The 14,990-nt window shown below is 40.3% G+C and carries 10 protein-coding genes; 5 read left to right on the forward strand and 5 right to left on the reverse strand.

Going from position 1 to position 14,990, the window contains the following annotated elements; genetic code table 11:
- Nucleotides 1–823: 823 nt before the first annotated feature.
- Nucleotides 824–1,240, reverse strand: a complete 417-nt coding sequence (locus ACM0OS_RS09995) for a hypothetical protein (protein WP_414543032.1) — start codon at nt 1,238–1,240, stop codon at nt 824–826.
- Nucleotides 1,241–2,007: 767 nt separating this feature from the next.
- Between ACM0OS_RS09995 and ACM0OS_RS10000 the strand changes: the two genes are divergently transcribed.
- The 3 genes from ACM0OS_RS10000 (at nt 2,008) to ACM0OS_RS10010 (ending at nt 9,846) form a co-directional block, all read left to right on the forward strand.
- Complete coding sequence (locus ACM0OS_RS10000; RefSeq protein WP_414543033.1) at nt 2,008–6,957, forward strand: DUF4347 domain-containing protein; 4,950 nt, start codon at nt 2,008–2,010, stop codon at nt 6,955–6,957.
- An 89-nt stretch (nt 6,958–7,046) separates the two neighbouring features.
- Nucleotides 7,047–9,278: a polyphosphate kinase 1 gene (ppk1, locus tag ACM0OS_RS10005; protein WP_414543034.1), complete on the forward strand. Its 2,232-nt coding sequence runs from the start codon at nt 7,047–7,049 to the stop codon at nt 9,276–9,278.
- A 157-nt stretch (nt 9,279–9,435) separates the two neighbouring features.
- Nucleotides 9,436–9,846, forward strand: coding sequence for a response regulator transcription factor (locus ACM0OS_RS10010; RefSeq protein ID WP_414543035.1), 411 nt, complete (start codon nt 9,436–9,438; stop codon nt 9,844–9,846).
- Nucleotides 9,847–10,000: 154 nt separating this feature from the next.
- On the opposite strand, the gene ACM0OS_RS10015 is transcribed toward ACM0OS_RS10010, so the two are convergent.
- Nucleotides 10,001–10,183 (reverse strand): hypothetical protein, encoded by a 183-nt coding sequence (locus ACM0OS_RS10015; RefSeq protein ID WP_414543036.1) that lies wholly within the window; start codon nt 10,181–10,183, stop codon nt 10,001–10,003.
- 509 nt (nt 10,184–10,692) lie between these two features.
- Here ACM0OS_RS10015 and ACM0OS_RS10020 point away from each other — a divergent pair.
- Nucleotides 10,693–11,247: a DUF2854 domain-containing protein gene (locus ACM0OS_RS10020; protein WP_414543037.1), complete on the forward strand. Its 555-nt coding sequence runs from the start codon at nt 10,693–10,695 to the stop codon at nt 11,245–11,247.
- 135 nt (nt 11,248–11,382) lie between these two features.
- Here ACM0OS_RS10020 and ACM0OS_RS10025 read toward each other — a convergent pair whose 3' ends face one another.
- Nucleotides 11,383–11,643, reverse strand: coding sequence for a chlororespiratory reduction protein 7 (locus ACM0OS_RS10025; RefSeq protein WP_414543038.1), 261 nt, complete (start codon nt 11,641–11,643; stop codon nt 11,383–11,385).
- 558 nt (nt 11,644–12,201) lie between these two features.
- On the reverse strand, nt 12,202–12,417 hold the full coding sequence (locus ACM0OS_RS10030; RefSeq protein ID WP_414543039.1) for a hypothetical protein: 216 nt from the start codon (nt 12,415–12,417) through the stop codon (nt 12,202–12,204).
- 128 nt (nt 12,418–12,545) lie between these two features.
- Between ACM0OS_RS10030 and ACM0OS_RS10035 the strand changes: the two genes are divergently transcribed.
- Nucleotides 12,546–13,568, forward strand: coding sequence for a diguanylate cyclase domain-containing protein (locus ACM0OS_RS10035; RefSeq protein ID WP_414543040.1), 1,023 nt, complete (start codon nt 12,546–12,548; stop codon nt 13,566–13,568).
- Between the two features lie 110 nt (nt 13,569–13,678).
- Here the strand turns inward: ACM0OS_RS10035 and ACM0OS_RS10040 are convergent, their stop codons facing one another.
- On the reverse strand, nt 13,679–14,884 hold the full coding sequence (locus ACM0OS_RS10040) for a histidine kinase (RefSeq protein ID WP_414543041.1): 1,206 nt from the start codon (nt 14,882–14,884) through the stop codon (nt 13,679–13,681).
- Nucleotides 14,885–14,990 lie beyond the last annotated feature (106 nt).

The following is a 14,990-nucleotide window of genomic DNA, read 5'->3' on the forward strand; positions in this document are numbered from 1 at the left end:
TAGTTCTTGCCTGAGAAGCTACCACCCTTAAGCTCTCAAAGTCAACACCCTAGATTGAACGCAGCAAAACCCAACAATTACAAGGTTTTTGGGTATTTTTTACACTGCGGCGTCTAAGTTACATCCCTTACAAAGGGGGACTGTGATTCTTTTCCCCCCTTTTTCAAGGGGGGTTAGGGGGGATCGAAACGCTGTTTGGCAACTTGATACGACTTATATGTACACGGTAGCCGACACGGAGAGGGGCAGATATATTTCGCGTTTTTAAAGAAAAAATAGGCATTTCAAAGCCTCTAACGCCACTTGCTACAAGTCGGTGTAGCCGACGACAGTCGCCACAAGTCGGGAAACCCGCCCAAGGCGCTGTCTCCCCAACGCAGTGGCTCCTCCTTGCAGGCTACCGTGTACACACAAATGATCTGATCCCTCTAAATCCCCCTTAAAAAGGGGGACTTTAAGAAAATTTCCCCCCTTTTCAAGCGATGCCCTGAGCTTGTCGAAGGGGAGGCTAGGGGGATCAAAACGATGTGGGACAGATGATAAGACTCATGTGTACAAAGTAGCCTTGCAGGGGAGAGGAATGGAAGCGGGGTTTTTTAGATCTGTCGAACTCACGTTAAGAAAAGTAGTAGACCGTCTCATAATATACATTGACATTAAAAAGCCCAGCTTCTAGGAGAAACCAGGCTTATCAAATTTGCGACTTTTCAAAGAAGCAGGGATCTAATCTGAGACTTATTTTCAGTAAAAAGACATAGTAACAACTATGTTCTTTATCTTCAACTTAGAATTCTAAATTGTTTACTAATTAACAAACATCAGCTTAGTCTAAAGCTGTAAAACCAGTAGAACCACCGGCTGCACGAATTAAAGAAGCTTCATCAGAAAGATTACCAGCAGCGTTAGTAATTGCGGCTGCTACTGCTGCTACAACTGGGTTAGCAGAAGCTGTAGCTGTGCCAGTGGGAGCGCCTGGGTCTATCAGCAATGAGAAGATAGTTTCAGTGTTATCTCCAGGAAGAGTACCAGCAGGAGAAACTATCAAAGCCCCACCGTAGTACATACCACTAGGTGCAGTCAATTCACCACTAACGCTTATAGAAGAACCGTTCATTCTAACTACGGTAGCAGCACCACGAGCAGAAGCGGGGCCTGCTTGAGCAGGAGCAGCCAAAACGTTACCAACAGCTACTAAACCTAACAGGCAGATGCTTCCTTTGATTACAGCAGAGATTTTCATTTGTTTGTTCCTCACAATTTTTCGTGTTGACGTTATCAATATAAATTGAGTTTTTAACAATCAGTTCAGTAATATTACTAGTTTTGATATTTTTCTCAAGGCAGTTCTAAAAAAACTAGTTTCCCCCCTACTCTACGAGATGTTTTCCACGTATACAGGGTAAAGTATTCAGTACATCTCACTCAGAGAGTTTACTCAATGAAATAAGTTTTACTGCTATTTATCTCAAATATTTACCGGACATATCTCAATCTTTAATTAGGTGAATAAAACACAGTTGTTCGACTGATTAAAAAAAGTCTAAAGATTTGAGATTATAGTTGTGAGTCCGTGAACTAAAAATATTCAGTAAAAATACTGTAGCTATTATTTTCTATTGAATATAGAACGTAAGTAGTTTAAATATTTTACTCTAAAAATTACAGTAATTAAGTAGGTGATTTGAATTAAAATTAAGCTGACTGAGCATAACATAGTATATACCAGTCAAGGGTTTAATGCGTTATTGATGAATTATACATCTGTAAAATAATTACGCCTTCCTACTTACCGCGTCAGTTAAAGATAAGGAGTATTTACGATTATCTTTCAAGAATATTCATGAAATAATGAATACACTAACTATAGTGAAGCTGTAAGCATAAACTTGTTGGTTGACAAACACAAAAAACTAAAAGTACAAATTATTGATTTATTTGAGTCAAGAGATATCCGGTTTGGCTCAAATTTTTGTGTACTTATACTATATTTACTTGAAACTTATGAAAATGCCACAAAATCAAATCTTTGATAATTCATCCATTTCAGCTACAGATTTACAAAATATAAGTATTGAAAATTATCTAAAAAATACACCATTAGATATTGTTTTTATTGATGCGGCAGTTTCCGATTACCAAAGTTTGATTGCTGGAATTACTTTATGCAGTCAAGTAGTTGTGCTTGATTCCCATCGAGATGGGATCACCCAAATTACTGAAGCCCTACAAGGAGGCAAATATCAATCAATTCACATTGTTTCTCATGGTGGCGAAGGTCGTTTGCAATTGGGTTCAACGCAACTGAATCATGAAAATTTGGCAAGTTATACCCAGCAATTACAGCAGTGGGCAAATGCTTTAACAGATGGTGCTGACATTCTTTTATATGGCTGTAATGTTGCGTCTGGGCAACAAGGGACAGCATTTATTAAGCAATTACATCTTTTAACAGGGGCGAATATTGCGGCTTCTAAAAATCTCACGGGTAGTGCTGCTTTAGGAGGAGATTGGCAACTGCAAGCATCCATCGGTGCAATTACAACCCAGGTTGCATTTCTTCCCTCGACTATGGCTGGTTATAGCAGTGTATTGGCTAACAATGATGCTCCTATATTAGACAACACTGGTAATCCCACTTTACCTGCTATTGAACGAAATATTACTGATGCTGCCAATATCGGCACTAAGGTTTCTGATTTAATCAACGGTTTGATTACCGATGTTGATGGAGATCCAAAAGCTATAGCTGTCACGGGAGTTGACAACACCAATGGTATATGGCAATACTCAATCGATGGCGGCGATTCTTGGATCAGTTTCGGTACACTATCAGATAGTGCAGCTGTTGTATTAGGTGCTAACCCACTATATAATGCTGGGTTTGGTACTGCGCCTAGTAGCCAAGGTTGGCTTTCATATAACAATCTTCCAGGAGCAAGTCAAAATTCTAGCGTTAGTGGCACGATTTTAGACACTACTGCTAATAGTAATATTTATGCAGGTTATAGTAACTACAACTTGTTGGGTCAAATGGTGAATACCGATTTCCCAGCATTGGATCGTGAAGGTGGTTATAGCATATCGTTTGATTTGCAACTGTTACAGGAATCACGTACTAATCCTAATCGAGCAGGATTCAGTATTATTGCCATTAGTAGCGATGGTACAAGAGGAATTGAATTAGGTTTCCAACAAATAGACTCCTCAACAGGAAATATTTTTGCTCAAGGCGATGGCATTACACCTAACCCTGGAGGACAAACCAATGGTATGTTCTTAGCAGCAGAAAATGTGTCATTCAATACGAATTTATCGGCAGACTATCGGCTTTTCGTTCAGGGTGACACATATCAACTGTTTGCTAATGATGTAGAAATTCTCACCGGGCCATTACGAGATTATACAAGTTGGGAACCGGATCAGCCTGGGATACCTGACCCTTATGGAATAGCAAACTTTATCTTTTTGGGGGATGATACCACCTCTGCCCAGGCAAGTTTTAACCTTGGTCAAGTTGTAGTTCAAAATGATACTCGCATTCGGTTCGTTCCCAATTCAGGCTACAAAGGTAGTGCTGATATTACCTTCCGCGCCTGGGATACTACTAATAATGTTGCCAATGGAACAACGGGAGTAGATGCTTCAGTTAATGGTGGTACAACTGCCTTCAGTACTGCTCAGGAAACTGCCAGTATTACTGTAAAAGTCCTTAATGGCGTGGGTATAAGTCCTTATGCGATCGCAGTAGGCGATGTCAACGAAAACGGTATCCTGGATTTAGTCACGGCTAACAATTTATCTAACACTGTTTCAGTGCTAGTAGGAAATGGTGACGGTACATTTAAACCAGCTACGACCTTTAGTGTATTAGGTTTTGGTGGTGGCGGGATTAGACCTCATGCGATCGCACTGGGAGATTTTGACAAAGATGGCGACCTCGATATAGTCACAGCTAACTATAATTCCAATGATGTTTCGGTATTATTTGGCACCCGTCAAAGCGATCCAGCTGGTTTTAGTCCTGCTAGAACTTTTGCAGTCGGAACCCGTCCCACTTCTGTTGCTGTCGGTGACTTTAATCATGATGGCAATCTTGACCTGGTAACAACTAATACTAATGCTAATAACGTCTCCATTCTTTTAGGAGATGGTAATGGTAACTTTGGCACTGCTAAAAATTTCCTGGTGGGTGCCAATCCTCGTTCTGTAACGTTAGGTGACTTTAATAATGATGGCAAGCTTGATTTAGCAGTTGCCAATAGTACTTCCAACAATGTCTCGATTTTACTCGGAAATGGTACTGGCGGTTTTAGTTCATTCGGTAACTCCAGTTTAAGTACAAACCCTTATTCAATTAGCGTTGGCGACTTTAACAATGACGGCAAGCTTGACCTAGTTACAGCCAACAATGGTTCTAATAATATCTCAGTTTTATTGGGTAACAATGATGGTAGTTTTCAAACAGCCCTTAACTTTGATGCTGGGTTAACTCCTACTTCCGTTACAGTTGCTGATTTCAACGATGATGGTGAACTGGATATTGGTGTAGCCAATGCTGATGCCAATACCACATCTATATTACTGGGAGATGGTAGTGGTTATTTTGAGAGTCCGATTGATTTTGGTGTAGGGACAGCACCTCTTTCTCTGACCGCAGGTGATTTCAACGGGGATGGTAAAGCCGATTTAGCAACAGCAAATAGTCAATCTGATGATGTTTCAGTCGTACTTACTACTTCTCTGACTCCGCCATTAAGATTAATCAACGAAATTTTCTTCGATTCCCCAGGTACAGATACTCCCAACGAATATATTGAACTACGTGGAACTTCTAACACTAGATTACCTAATGGAACTTACTTAGTTGCCGTTGAAGGTGATACTGGTAGCAACCCAGGTGAGATTCAAAATATTTTTGACTTATCAGGTCAGCAGTTTGGTAGTAATGGCTTTTTAGTTCTCTTACAAAAAAATAATAACTATTCCGTTAGTCCCGGTGCAAATGTCATCACCAATACTGGTACTGGAAATGGATGGGGTAATGGAACAAGAAGTTCTCTGGGACATCAAGGTGATGTTGGGACACCAACCGAAATAGAAAATGGTTCGGCGACGTTCTTCTTAATTCGTTCAGCTACTCTACCTACACTTGCAGATGATATTGATACCAATAATGATGGTATTCCCGACGGTGCTGTTTTCTCTAATTGGAATATTTTAGATTCAGTCTCTGTGTTAGATGGGACATCTGTTAACGATACAGCTTATGGAGCGATCGCGTTTAGAAAAGGCACAAGCGGTGGTTTAATTCAACCTGATGCAACAGTTGTTGATGTACCAGCAACCATAGGATATGTAGGGCGATCTGGCGATACTACCGATTCCACAGCTTCAGATTGGGTAGCTAGTGCAGTTACTGGTACAGCACCAAATTGGATGTTAGGTACTCCAAGTAATACATCACCCCAAAACTTTACTGGACAACCGTTGGATCACATTGGTACAACTAACTCTGCTTTTCCTGCTGATACAAATTATGTCATTTCCCCCAGTGCCACAACTTTAACCGAAAGTAACAGTGGTAGCCAAAATCTGACATTTACTATTACCCGCAGCGGTAACACTAGTGTTACTAATACATTATTTTATGTTTTAGATGGTACAGCAACTTTTAATAGTGACTATAACAGTCTAAGAGTTGCAGGTTTACCAACTAATAATACATCTAGTCATCTAACATTTGCTGCTGGGGAAACTATAAAGACAATTACGATGAATGTTCTGGGTGACACAATTTATGAACCCGATGAAACTATCACTCTCACCTTAAGTCATCCCAATCAGACAAGTCCCATCACTCCAGCGACAGTAACCATCCTTAATGACGATAATCAACCTACTATCAACATTATAAATAGAAGTACCAATGAAGCAATTGGGGTATTCAATTTTACTGTTAGTTTGTCTAATCGTAGTAGTGAAGTCATAACAGTTGATTACTATACTAGCAATAATACCGCCATAGCCGGAGCGGATTATGTGGCTGTATCAGGAACTTTAACTTTTTCTCCTGGAGATTTGAATCAAACTATATCTTTGCCAATTATTAACGATCTAATTGATGAAGATCTTGAAACTTTTTTTATCAACTTCAGCAATCCTACTAATGCCACCATTACCACTTCTCAGGCAACTGTTAATATTAACGATAACGATACAGCAGGTTTTGCCATCACTCCTAATACAGGTTTGGTAACTACTGAAGATGGTGGTACTGCTGACTTTGCTATTCAACTAACTAGCCAACCTACTGCTGACGTTACCTTAAATTTGAGTAGTTCTAATATCAACGAAGGTATTCTGTCCACGTCTAACGTCACTTTTACATCAGCTAACTGGAATACACCACAAACAATTACAGTTACAGGTGAGAATGATGGGATAGCAGATGACAATATTTTTTACGAAATTATCACTCATCCCGCAGTTAGTAGCGATCCTAAATATAATAGTCTCAATCCTGTTGACATTGAAGCCGTTAATATCAGAAGTGGCAACACAATAAGTAACATCATTGTTGGTACATCTGGTATTAACAACTTACAGGGAACTAGTTCAGATGATTTGATGTTCGGCTTAAAAGGTAATGACACTCTAGTTGGCGGTGCAGGTAGTGATATACTTTATGGCGGTTTAGGTTTTGATACCCTAACAGGTGGTGCAGGTAACGATATCTTTGTTATTGGCAGAAATCAAGATAGAGACACCATCATAGATTTCACGATTGGTGAAGATTTAATCGCTTTATCTAATGGGGTGACGTTCTCAAACTTATTGTTCACTCAACAAATTAATCGTACTTTGATTGAAGACGCTTTCAGTGGTCAGCCGTTGGCTTACGTAAACAATGTTTCATTATCAGCTTTGAACAATTCTAGCAATTTCATAATTTACTAACTGGCAGAAAGTTCCACTCAAGGCCGCTTTCCTCTACTATATGTAATGTCCCCCAGCTGTGTTAGCTCACTGGCTACCCTGAGATCGTCATGCCGAAATCAAAGAAGAGCGCCAATCCCATTGATTTGAACGATCCGCAATATTACATTAACCGCGAGTTAAGCTGGTTAGAATTTAACAGCAGAGTACTCCATGAAGCCTGCGATTCCCGCACACTACTTTTAGAACGTCTGAAGTTTTTAGCAATCTTCAGTGCTAACTTAGATGAGTTCTTTATGGTGCGCGTTGCAGCTTTAAAGCAACAGGTAGAAGCGAAAGTTGCCCAGTTAAGTCCCGATGGGCGTACAGCGCAACAACAGTTAGACGATATTAGATCAACTCTCAATCCCTTAGTTACAAAACAGCATCAGCAGTTTGACCAAGTACTGCAACCGTTGTTAGTCCAGCATGGCATCCATATTTTGGATTACATTGATTTAAATCAAAAACAGCGGACTTATTTAGATAACTACTTTGAAGAACAAATTTTTCCGGTTCTGACTCCTCTAGCCGTTGACCCTAGCCATCCTTTTCCCTTCATTTCTAATCTCAGCCTGAATTTGGCGGTGGTGGTCAAAAATCCAGATACCGAAGAAGAATATTTTGCCAGGGTCAAAGTCCCCAGCGTGCTACCGCGATTTTTGCCTTTACCACCAGAGTTGGGTACCCAAGAAACTGACAAGCCTATTCACTGGACTGGTGTACCTTTAGAACAGGCGATCGCTCATAACCTGGAGTTTCTATTTCCAGGGATGAATATCCAAGAATATCATCCTTTCCGCATTACCCGTGATGCCGACTTAGCACTAGAAGAAGATGAAGCCGATGATCTGCTGTTAGCTATTGAACAGGAACTCCGCAAACGGCGCATGGGTGGGACACCAGTCAGGCTAGAAATTAAATCCCAAACCCCTGACCCTATCCGTTCTCGGTTGTTGCAAGATTTAGATTTAACAGAAAGCGATGTCTATGAAGTCGATGGTCTTTTAGGACTAAAAGATTTAATGTATTTCATGGCTTTGCCATTACCCGAACTCAAAGAACCACCACGTCAGTCTGTAGTTCCTTCACGTCTGCAAAGGTTGAGAGAACCAAGTGTCACCTCAGATGCACTGGAAATGGAAGAAGGACAAGACTTTTTTGCCGTAATTCGGGAAAAAGATTTACTAGTCCACCATCCTTATCAATCTTTTTCGTCAACTGTGGTGCGCTTTATTACCCATGCAGCCCATGACCCTAATGTGCTGGCTATTAAAATGACCCTTTACCGCACTTCTGGGGACTCGCCCATTGTGAAAGCCCTCATTGCGGCGGCGGAAAATGGCAAGCAAGTGTCTGTATTGGTGGAACTCAAGGCACGATTTGATGAAGAAAATAATATTTATTGGGCTAGGAGTTTAGAAAGAGTCGGTGTACATGTAGTATATGGGTTAGTAGGCCTGAAAACCCATTGCAAAACTATCATGGTAGTGCGGCGAGAAAAAGACCGGATGCGCCGCTACATACACATTGGCACTGGCAATTATAATCCCAAAACAGCACGACTATATACCGATTTAGGGTTATTTAGCTGTCGTGAAGAATTGGGTGCTGATATTACAGATTTATTTAACTTTTTAACAGGCTATTCTCGGCAAAAGTCTTACAGAGAAGTGCTGGTTGCTCCTGTAAATATGCGCGATCGCTTTTTGGCATTAATTCAACGCGAAGTTGAAAATGTCCAAAATGGATTGACCGGGCGCATTGTAGCTAAAATGAACTCCCTTGTCGATCCACAAATCATTGCCACTTTATACGAGGCTTCCCGCGCTGGAGTACAAATTGATCTGATTATTCGAGGTATTTGTTGTTTGCGTCCAGGACTCCCAGAAATCAGTGAAAATATTCGCGTCATCAGCATTATTGGACGCTTCTTAGAACACTCTCGTATTTATTATTTTCACAACAACGGGCAAGAAGAAATATATATCGGTAGCGCTGATTGGATGCGCCGCAATTTAGATCGTCGCGTCGAAGTTATTACCCCAATTAAAGACCCAGATATTGCTAAAGATTTGCAAGAAATTTTGGGAATCATGTTAGCAGATAATCGCCAAGCATGGGAGTTACAATCCGATGGCAGTTATATACAAAGACGACCATCTGATAGCTTACCTGGCGAAGATATAGAAGCGCCAGAAACTAACTCACAACACACCTTGATGAATATGGCATTACGTTCAACTCATCTAGCCGCTAACCTGATTGATGCCAAAAAAAGTTACTTTTATACAGATAATTAGTTCAAGGGAGTTTTCTTTAGAAAACTTTAATATTTTGCCAACTTTTTTCGGAATTGCTATGAGTAAAGGCAATTTATTCAACCATAAGATAGAGTGATTGCTGGTACTTATTCCCATACACTGTAGGGAATGTTGTATTTTGCTTTCATTTTGTTAAATGTTGACGTTTCCTTGTGAGTTTACTACCTTGCGTGTTTTAGTGGTTGATGATCACGAACTTACGCGTCTAACCCTACAATTGGCTTTTTCTGGACAAGAAAACCTGCAAGTAGTCGGTTCAGCTGCTAATGGTCAAGAAGCGATAGAAATGGTTAAACGTTGCCATCCTGATGTAATTGTTTTAGATTTACAAATGCCTATCATGGATGGTTGGAGTGCTTCTAGTCATATCAAAGCCATATCTCCCAATACTCAAATACTGGCTTATTCTTCAATGGAAGATGCGACTTGTGCTGGAACTAAGCCCATGCCTAATTTTGACGATTTTTGCAAAAAAGATGTCCCAACCAGTGAACTTATTGCCTTGGTGAGGAAGTTAGGAGAACGTGCAGGAAATAATTTTAAATAGAAAATTAATTATGCTGCGAATTGCTGGGAAATTAACTCAGGCTTACTTCAAGTCAGGGATATAGAAAATATTTATAGAATAAGTCGCGTCAGCATAACCGTTATTTAGCGGTAGTACTGACGCATCTGTATATTTTGGCGAAGTTTAGTTGGTTTTAATTGGTGTCTGTCTCCGGAAGAGTACGTCTAAATTCATCTATCAAATCATCTAGTTCTTCCAAAGCCTGATTGACATCAACTCTCAAAATCCCCAAATTTGGCTGTTCCAAGAGGGTCAACAGGTATTGACGCTTACTTTCAACTACGGCAATTCTTTCTTTTATAGTCTGTAGATCCATTATTTTTTTCAGCCTTAAAATATCCTCAAATTTAAAGTTAACTCAAAATGGTGTGGCGATGGGGGACGAGGGGACCAGGAGAAATTACCGAGTGGCTGATCTCTCTCATCTCCTCACTCTCTGATTTGTTACCAATAAACGATGATAATAAAACTAAGGAATGCGAATTTAATAAAATACATAACCTCACCCTCAACCCCCTTTAGTAAGGCTACTGTGTACACACAAATGATTAAAAATTCTTCCAAACCCTTTTTGTAGGATATGTTGTCGCGTAGTGCAACGCACTATTCTCAATTCTTGGTGCGTTAGAACTAGAGTCCACAAGGCACCCTACCAGTTAAAAGCAAACGGGCGTAAAATTTTCCAGCCTTGTCTGTACACCGTAGCTTCGTCAGGAAAGGGGAAACGTTGAAGCAAGTCCCAAGAGGGGTAAGGTCAAAAACCAGATTTGTATGTTATTTAATTCATATTCCTAAAATGTTAAGAATTTATAAAATCCTAGGCTCATGTTACGCAAAATTTCTTTGGGGACGATTGGTTTAAGCATCGGTAGCATATTAACCATTGTTGGTTTTGTTGCTTATGCTGCTGATAATGCCACACTCAATCTTGTGGGTTTTTTTTACGGGTTTCCGCTATTGCTGGGAGGATTAGCACTCAAAGCTAATGAAATTAAGCCCATACCCTTTAGCGAAACTACTACGCCATCAGTATTAAGCTTGCGGGAGCAGCAAGCAACTGTCACTCAAAATAAAATTCGTAAGGATATCACCCGATATTGCTATGGTCAAGATGCTCATTTAGATGCAGCGCTCTCTTATTTGGGTTTGAGTCCCAGTGATGAAGAAAGACCAGTAGTTACAGGTTTAAGAGAAGCAGAAATTGGTGGAGCTTACGCCTTGATTTTAGAATTTGATTCCCCGCTGATCTCAATTGATACTTGGCAAGAGAAGCAGGAAAAAATGACTAAATATTTTGGCCCGGGAGTAGATGTCAAAATAACGCAGGTTGGGGAAGATCAGATTGAGTTAATGTTGATTGGGACTCAAAAGGCTGATTAGGTTTCAGGTAACAAGAAACTGGGATTAGGCATGCGTGGTGGGCGTGTCATCACGCCCCTTGGGGGTGCAGGCTTCCGCAGATAGGTTCAATCGGTTTGAGAGTTCAGGCGATCGCCTGGTACTAATGTGGTATTTTTACTTTTCTAATCTGACTGCGTACCACTGCAAATATTTGCCAGGCCCAACATCTAACTCGCAACTGGTGTCGATTAAATATTGGGCTTGTGCTTCTACTGAATCAAAATCTTGTAAATATGTAGGCAAGTTCTGATTACTCATCGTTTGCAAAACCAACTTTAACTTTGCGAATAATTCCTCTACTGTGAGAAATTGTTCTGGTTGGTTAGTCTCTAGCACAACAAAATTATCTTGTTGGTACATTAGTGGGTCTGGCATTTAGAAAAATTCTCAATAAAATTTAAAAATTTTGTACTACTTTAGGTAGTATACTGATTTTTCTGGGAAATAGTCACCTGCTTTATGTAAGTCAGATCAAAAATATTTATTTGAAATCAGAATTTTTACTTAATCTAAAGTTTAAAAAATAGACTTGATCATAAAGTTTATTCCTAGCTTGATATTAACCATATAACTTGTATGTAATTATGCCAAATATCAATTTCGTGGATGTTTCCTTTGAAAATGCATTGATTGCAGTCGGATAACCGCAGGATTGAGTATTGGCTATACTTTTAGGTTATTGTGGATATTTGATGTTTCTGCTCAGTTGGTGTCTAAAGTAACAGCAGAAGTCAAGAATTAAGCCTTACATTTGAAGTTTTAGACAATGTTGTAAGAAGACTTTGTTACCAGGGAAATATAAGAGTAGCAATTCGTCATAAACTTTTAGCCAAAAAATTTAGCCATTACTTGTGCATTGTAAATAAATTGACTATGCAGCCTATTTATCTTAATTTTTCTTCGCTTAATCCGCAGCAACTTACTTTTAACTCATCACACGAGGATGAAATCATTGCTGTTGCCCATTTTCATCAAAAGCTGTGGGTGGAGAGAATCACCAGTACCGCAAGGTGGAAATAAAGAGTTGTCAGTCATCAGTGCTAAAAATAAGCGATTGATGACAAAAAAAATTGATTTTTCTGGCAATCTGGCAGAAATCGAGCCACTCTTGTAGCGACAACAAAGATGATGCTTATTTGCTTTTTTCACAAATAGCTTTTTAAATCAAATGCTCACTATTCTCAAAAACTCTCATTCTCAAGTGATGTCGCAATGAGGTCCAGGTTTTTTCCCATTTCCTACTACCCGATACTCTCATTTTCAGTGGAACGCAATTCATGTCAGGCATAAGCCCATTTTCTTTACCTAAGCAACCTCCGGTGATTCTGGTGGCTGATGATGACAAGACCATCCGAGTATTGTTGCGTGAAGCTATGGAACAAGAAGGTTATCGAGTGGTCGAAGTTACCGACGGTAAACAGTGTTTAGATGCTTATGAAACCGTCAAACCAGATATAGTTTTACTAGATGCAATGATGCCCGTGATGGATGGTTTCACGTGCTGTAGGCAATTGCTACAAATTGCCAAAAACAATTTAATTTCAGCACTTGCCAATCTGGATACTGAATCGGCTGTAGGCAATACGATGATTTCCAAAATATGGGAACGCACCCCCATATTAATGATTACAAGTTTAGATGACGAGGAATCAGTAGACCGTGCTTTTGATGCGGGAGCAACAGATTACCTCACCAAACCCATTCATTGGGCGGTGTTGCGCCAACGGTTACGACGACTGTTGCAACAAGCACAAGTTTACAAACAGTTAGAGGCTGCAAATCTGGCTTTGCAGCATCTCGCCAATGTGGATGGATTAACTGGACTAGCTAATCGTCGCCGCTTTGATGATTATTTAAATACGCAGTGGATTAACTTAGTACAGAAACAATCTCCTCTATCCTTAATTTTATGTGACATTGATTTTTTTAAATTGTATAACGATTATTATGGTCACCCAGCCGGAGATGTTTGTATCCGCGAAGTGGGTACTGTTTTAAGTCAGAAGGCACAAAGAAATCAAGATTTAGTAGCCCGTTATGGTGGTGAAGAGTTTGCTGTGATTATGCCTAATACTCATGCATTTGGTGCATTTCATGTGGCAAAAGAAATACAAGCTGGAGTTAGAGAGTTGCAAATATCTCATCATCAGTCTGCTGTCAGTGAGTACATTACCTTGAGTATGGGAGTTACGACTATTATTCCCACCTGGGAAACTTCGCCAGGCGATTTAATTTTAGCTGCGGATAAGGCGCTGTACCAAGCAAAAGAACAGGGGCGTGACCGGATTATGCTGAATTGATGAGGGAAGGAATTATTTTCTTTCTTGTCCCTACTCCCTACTCCCTATTCCCTATTCCCGTACCCTTCGGGCTACTAACGGCTGATGCTCACGGCGAAGCCTACTCCCCATTAAGATGGATAAACGGGCAAAGTAAAGTGAAACCAAGCACCGCCATTGGGGGCAGAATCCACCCAAATTTGGCCGTAATGCGCTCGAATGATGCGTTGGCATAAACAAAGACCAATTCCATAACCATCTTTCCCTTGATCGCGTTGTAGTCGGAAATGGTTTTCAAAAATGCGATCGCGGTTTTCTATAGGAATGCCAGGGCCAGTATCACCAATACTGAATTGCACTTTTTGTGTGGTGCGGTGCAATCCGGCAATGCTAATGGTGCCGCCATCTGGTGTGTATTTAATGGCATTATCTAGTAAATTTACTATGACTTGACGTACACGCTCTGGATCTGCATATACGCACGGTAAATCCTTGGGAATATCTGTTTCAATCTTTTGGGATTTAGCAATGTAGCGATCGCGCAATTCTTCCAATACATCCAAGCAGAGGTTGCCAATCACCATTTTCTCCGGTATAATTGGTAACTCTGTATCATTGCCCCGCCCTACCTGCAACAAATCAGCGATCATGCGGTCAATTGTTTTAGTTTGACTACGGGCTTGTTTTAACAAATGCGCTGCCATCGATGGTTTCAGTCGCTGAAACTCACCAGTCTCTATATTGTAGTTAGATTGCAAAGTTTCAATAGCGATCGCGGCGGCTGTTAGAGGATTACGGAGGTCATGGGCTAACATCGCTATCACGCGGTCTTTAAATTGTAGTTGCTCTTGAAGTTTTTCTTTTTCTTGTTTTAAGCGAAAAACTTCGTCTGATAGTTTTATCAGTTCCGCAGAGACAGCCACAGAACGGATGGTTGCTTTAGGGGATAAAACCCGATTATTGTCATCTATCCGGTCTTCTAAGTCTTCTTGCAATTTTAAGTAAGCATCTACAGCAGTTTGCCAGCGAGGCCACCAGTTTTTTAACTGGGCAATGATATTACTCCCAGCAATAATTTGTCTGGGTTCTGGGTGAATTTTGATTAAGGCTGGCGTTGCTATCAACTTAAAGTGTTCTGCCAAATAAGGTTGTTGCCCGACATCGATAATTTGAAGTTCAAAGTTATACTCAGCCTGCAATTCTTTTAAGTAAGCACGGATACGCTGTACCTGTTGCCGAGACTTTGGTCGTCCATCGACAAAGAGCAACAACTGGAGTGGAGCCTCAGAATAAATAGGCTGATCCTGGGAAACTTGCATGTAATCGTGTTTCAGCACTGGTAACAACCTGGCGACGCTTCGCTTAACAGAAAGTAGAATGGACTGACGATTGTCGATGGTCGTTGTTTTTCTTCAATTTAATATCTATTTTAGATTTTTCATA

The sequence above is a fragment of the Nostoc sp. CCY0012 genome (genome assembly GCF_963920855.1).
In the GTDB taxonomy this organism is placed as follows: domain Bacteria; phylum Cyanobacteriota; class Cyanobacteriia; order Cyanobacteriales; family Nostocaceae; genus Cyanocohniella.

What these genes read in the sequence shown, in the direction of transcription:
- ACM0OS_RS09995 (WP_414543032.1), bottom strand. Translation starts at nt 1,240, where the DNA reads ATGAAAATCTCTGCTGTAATCAAAGGAAGCATCTGCCTGTTAGGTTTA.
- ACM0OS_RS10000 (WP_414543033.1), top strand. Translation starts at nt 2,008, where the DNA reads ATGCCACAAAATCAAATCTTTGATAATTCATCCATTTCAGCTACAGAT.
- ppk1 (WP_414543034.1), top strand. Translation starts at nt 7,047, where the DNA reads ATGCCGAAATCAAAGAAGAGCGCCAATCCCATTGATTTGAACGATCCG.
- ACM0OS_RS10010 (WP_414543035.1), top strand. Translation starts at nt 9,436, where the DNA reads ATGTTGACGTTTCCTTGTGAGTTTACTACCTTGCGTGTTTTAGTGGTT.
- ACM0OS_RS10015 (WP_414543036.1), bottom strand. Translation starts at nt 10,183, where the DNA reads ATGGATCTACAGACTATAAAAGAAAGAATTGCCGTAGTTGAAAGTAAG.
- ACM0OS_RS10020 (WP_414543037.1), top strand. Translation starts at nt 10,693, where the DNA reads ATGTTACGCAAAATTTCTTTGGGGACGATTGGTTTAAGCATCGGTAGC.
- ACM0OS_RS10025 (WP_414543038.1), bottom strand. Translation starts at nt 11,643, where the DNA reads ATGCCAGACCCACTAATGTACCAACAAGATAATTTTGTTGTGCTAGAG.
- ACM0OS_RS10035 (WP_414543040.1), top strand. Translation starts at nt 12,546, where the DNA reads ATGTCAGGCATAAGCCCATTTTCTTTACCTAAGCAACCTCCGGTGATT.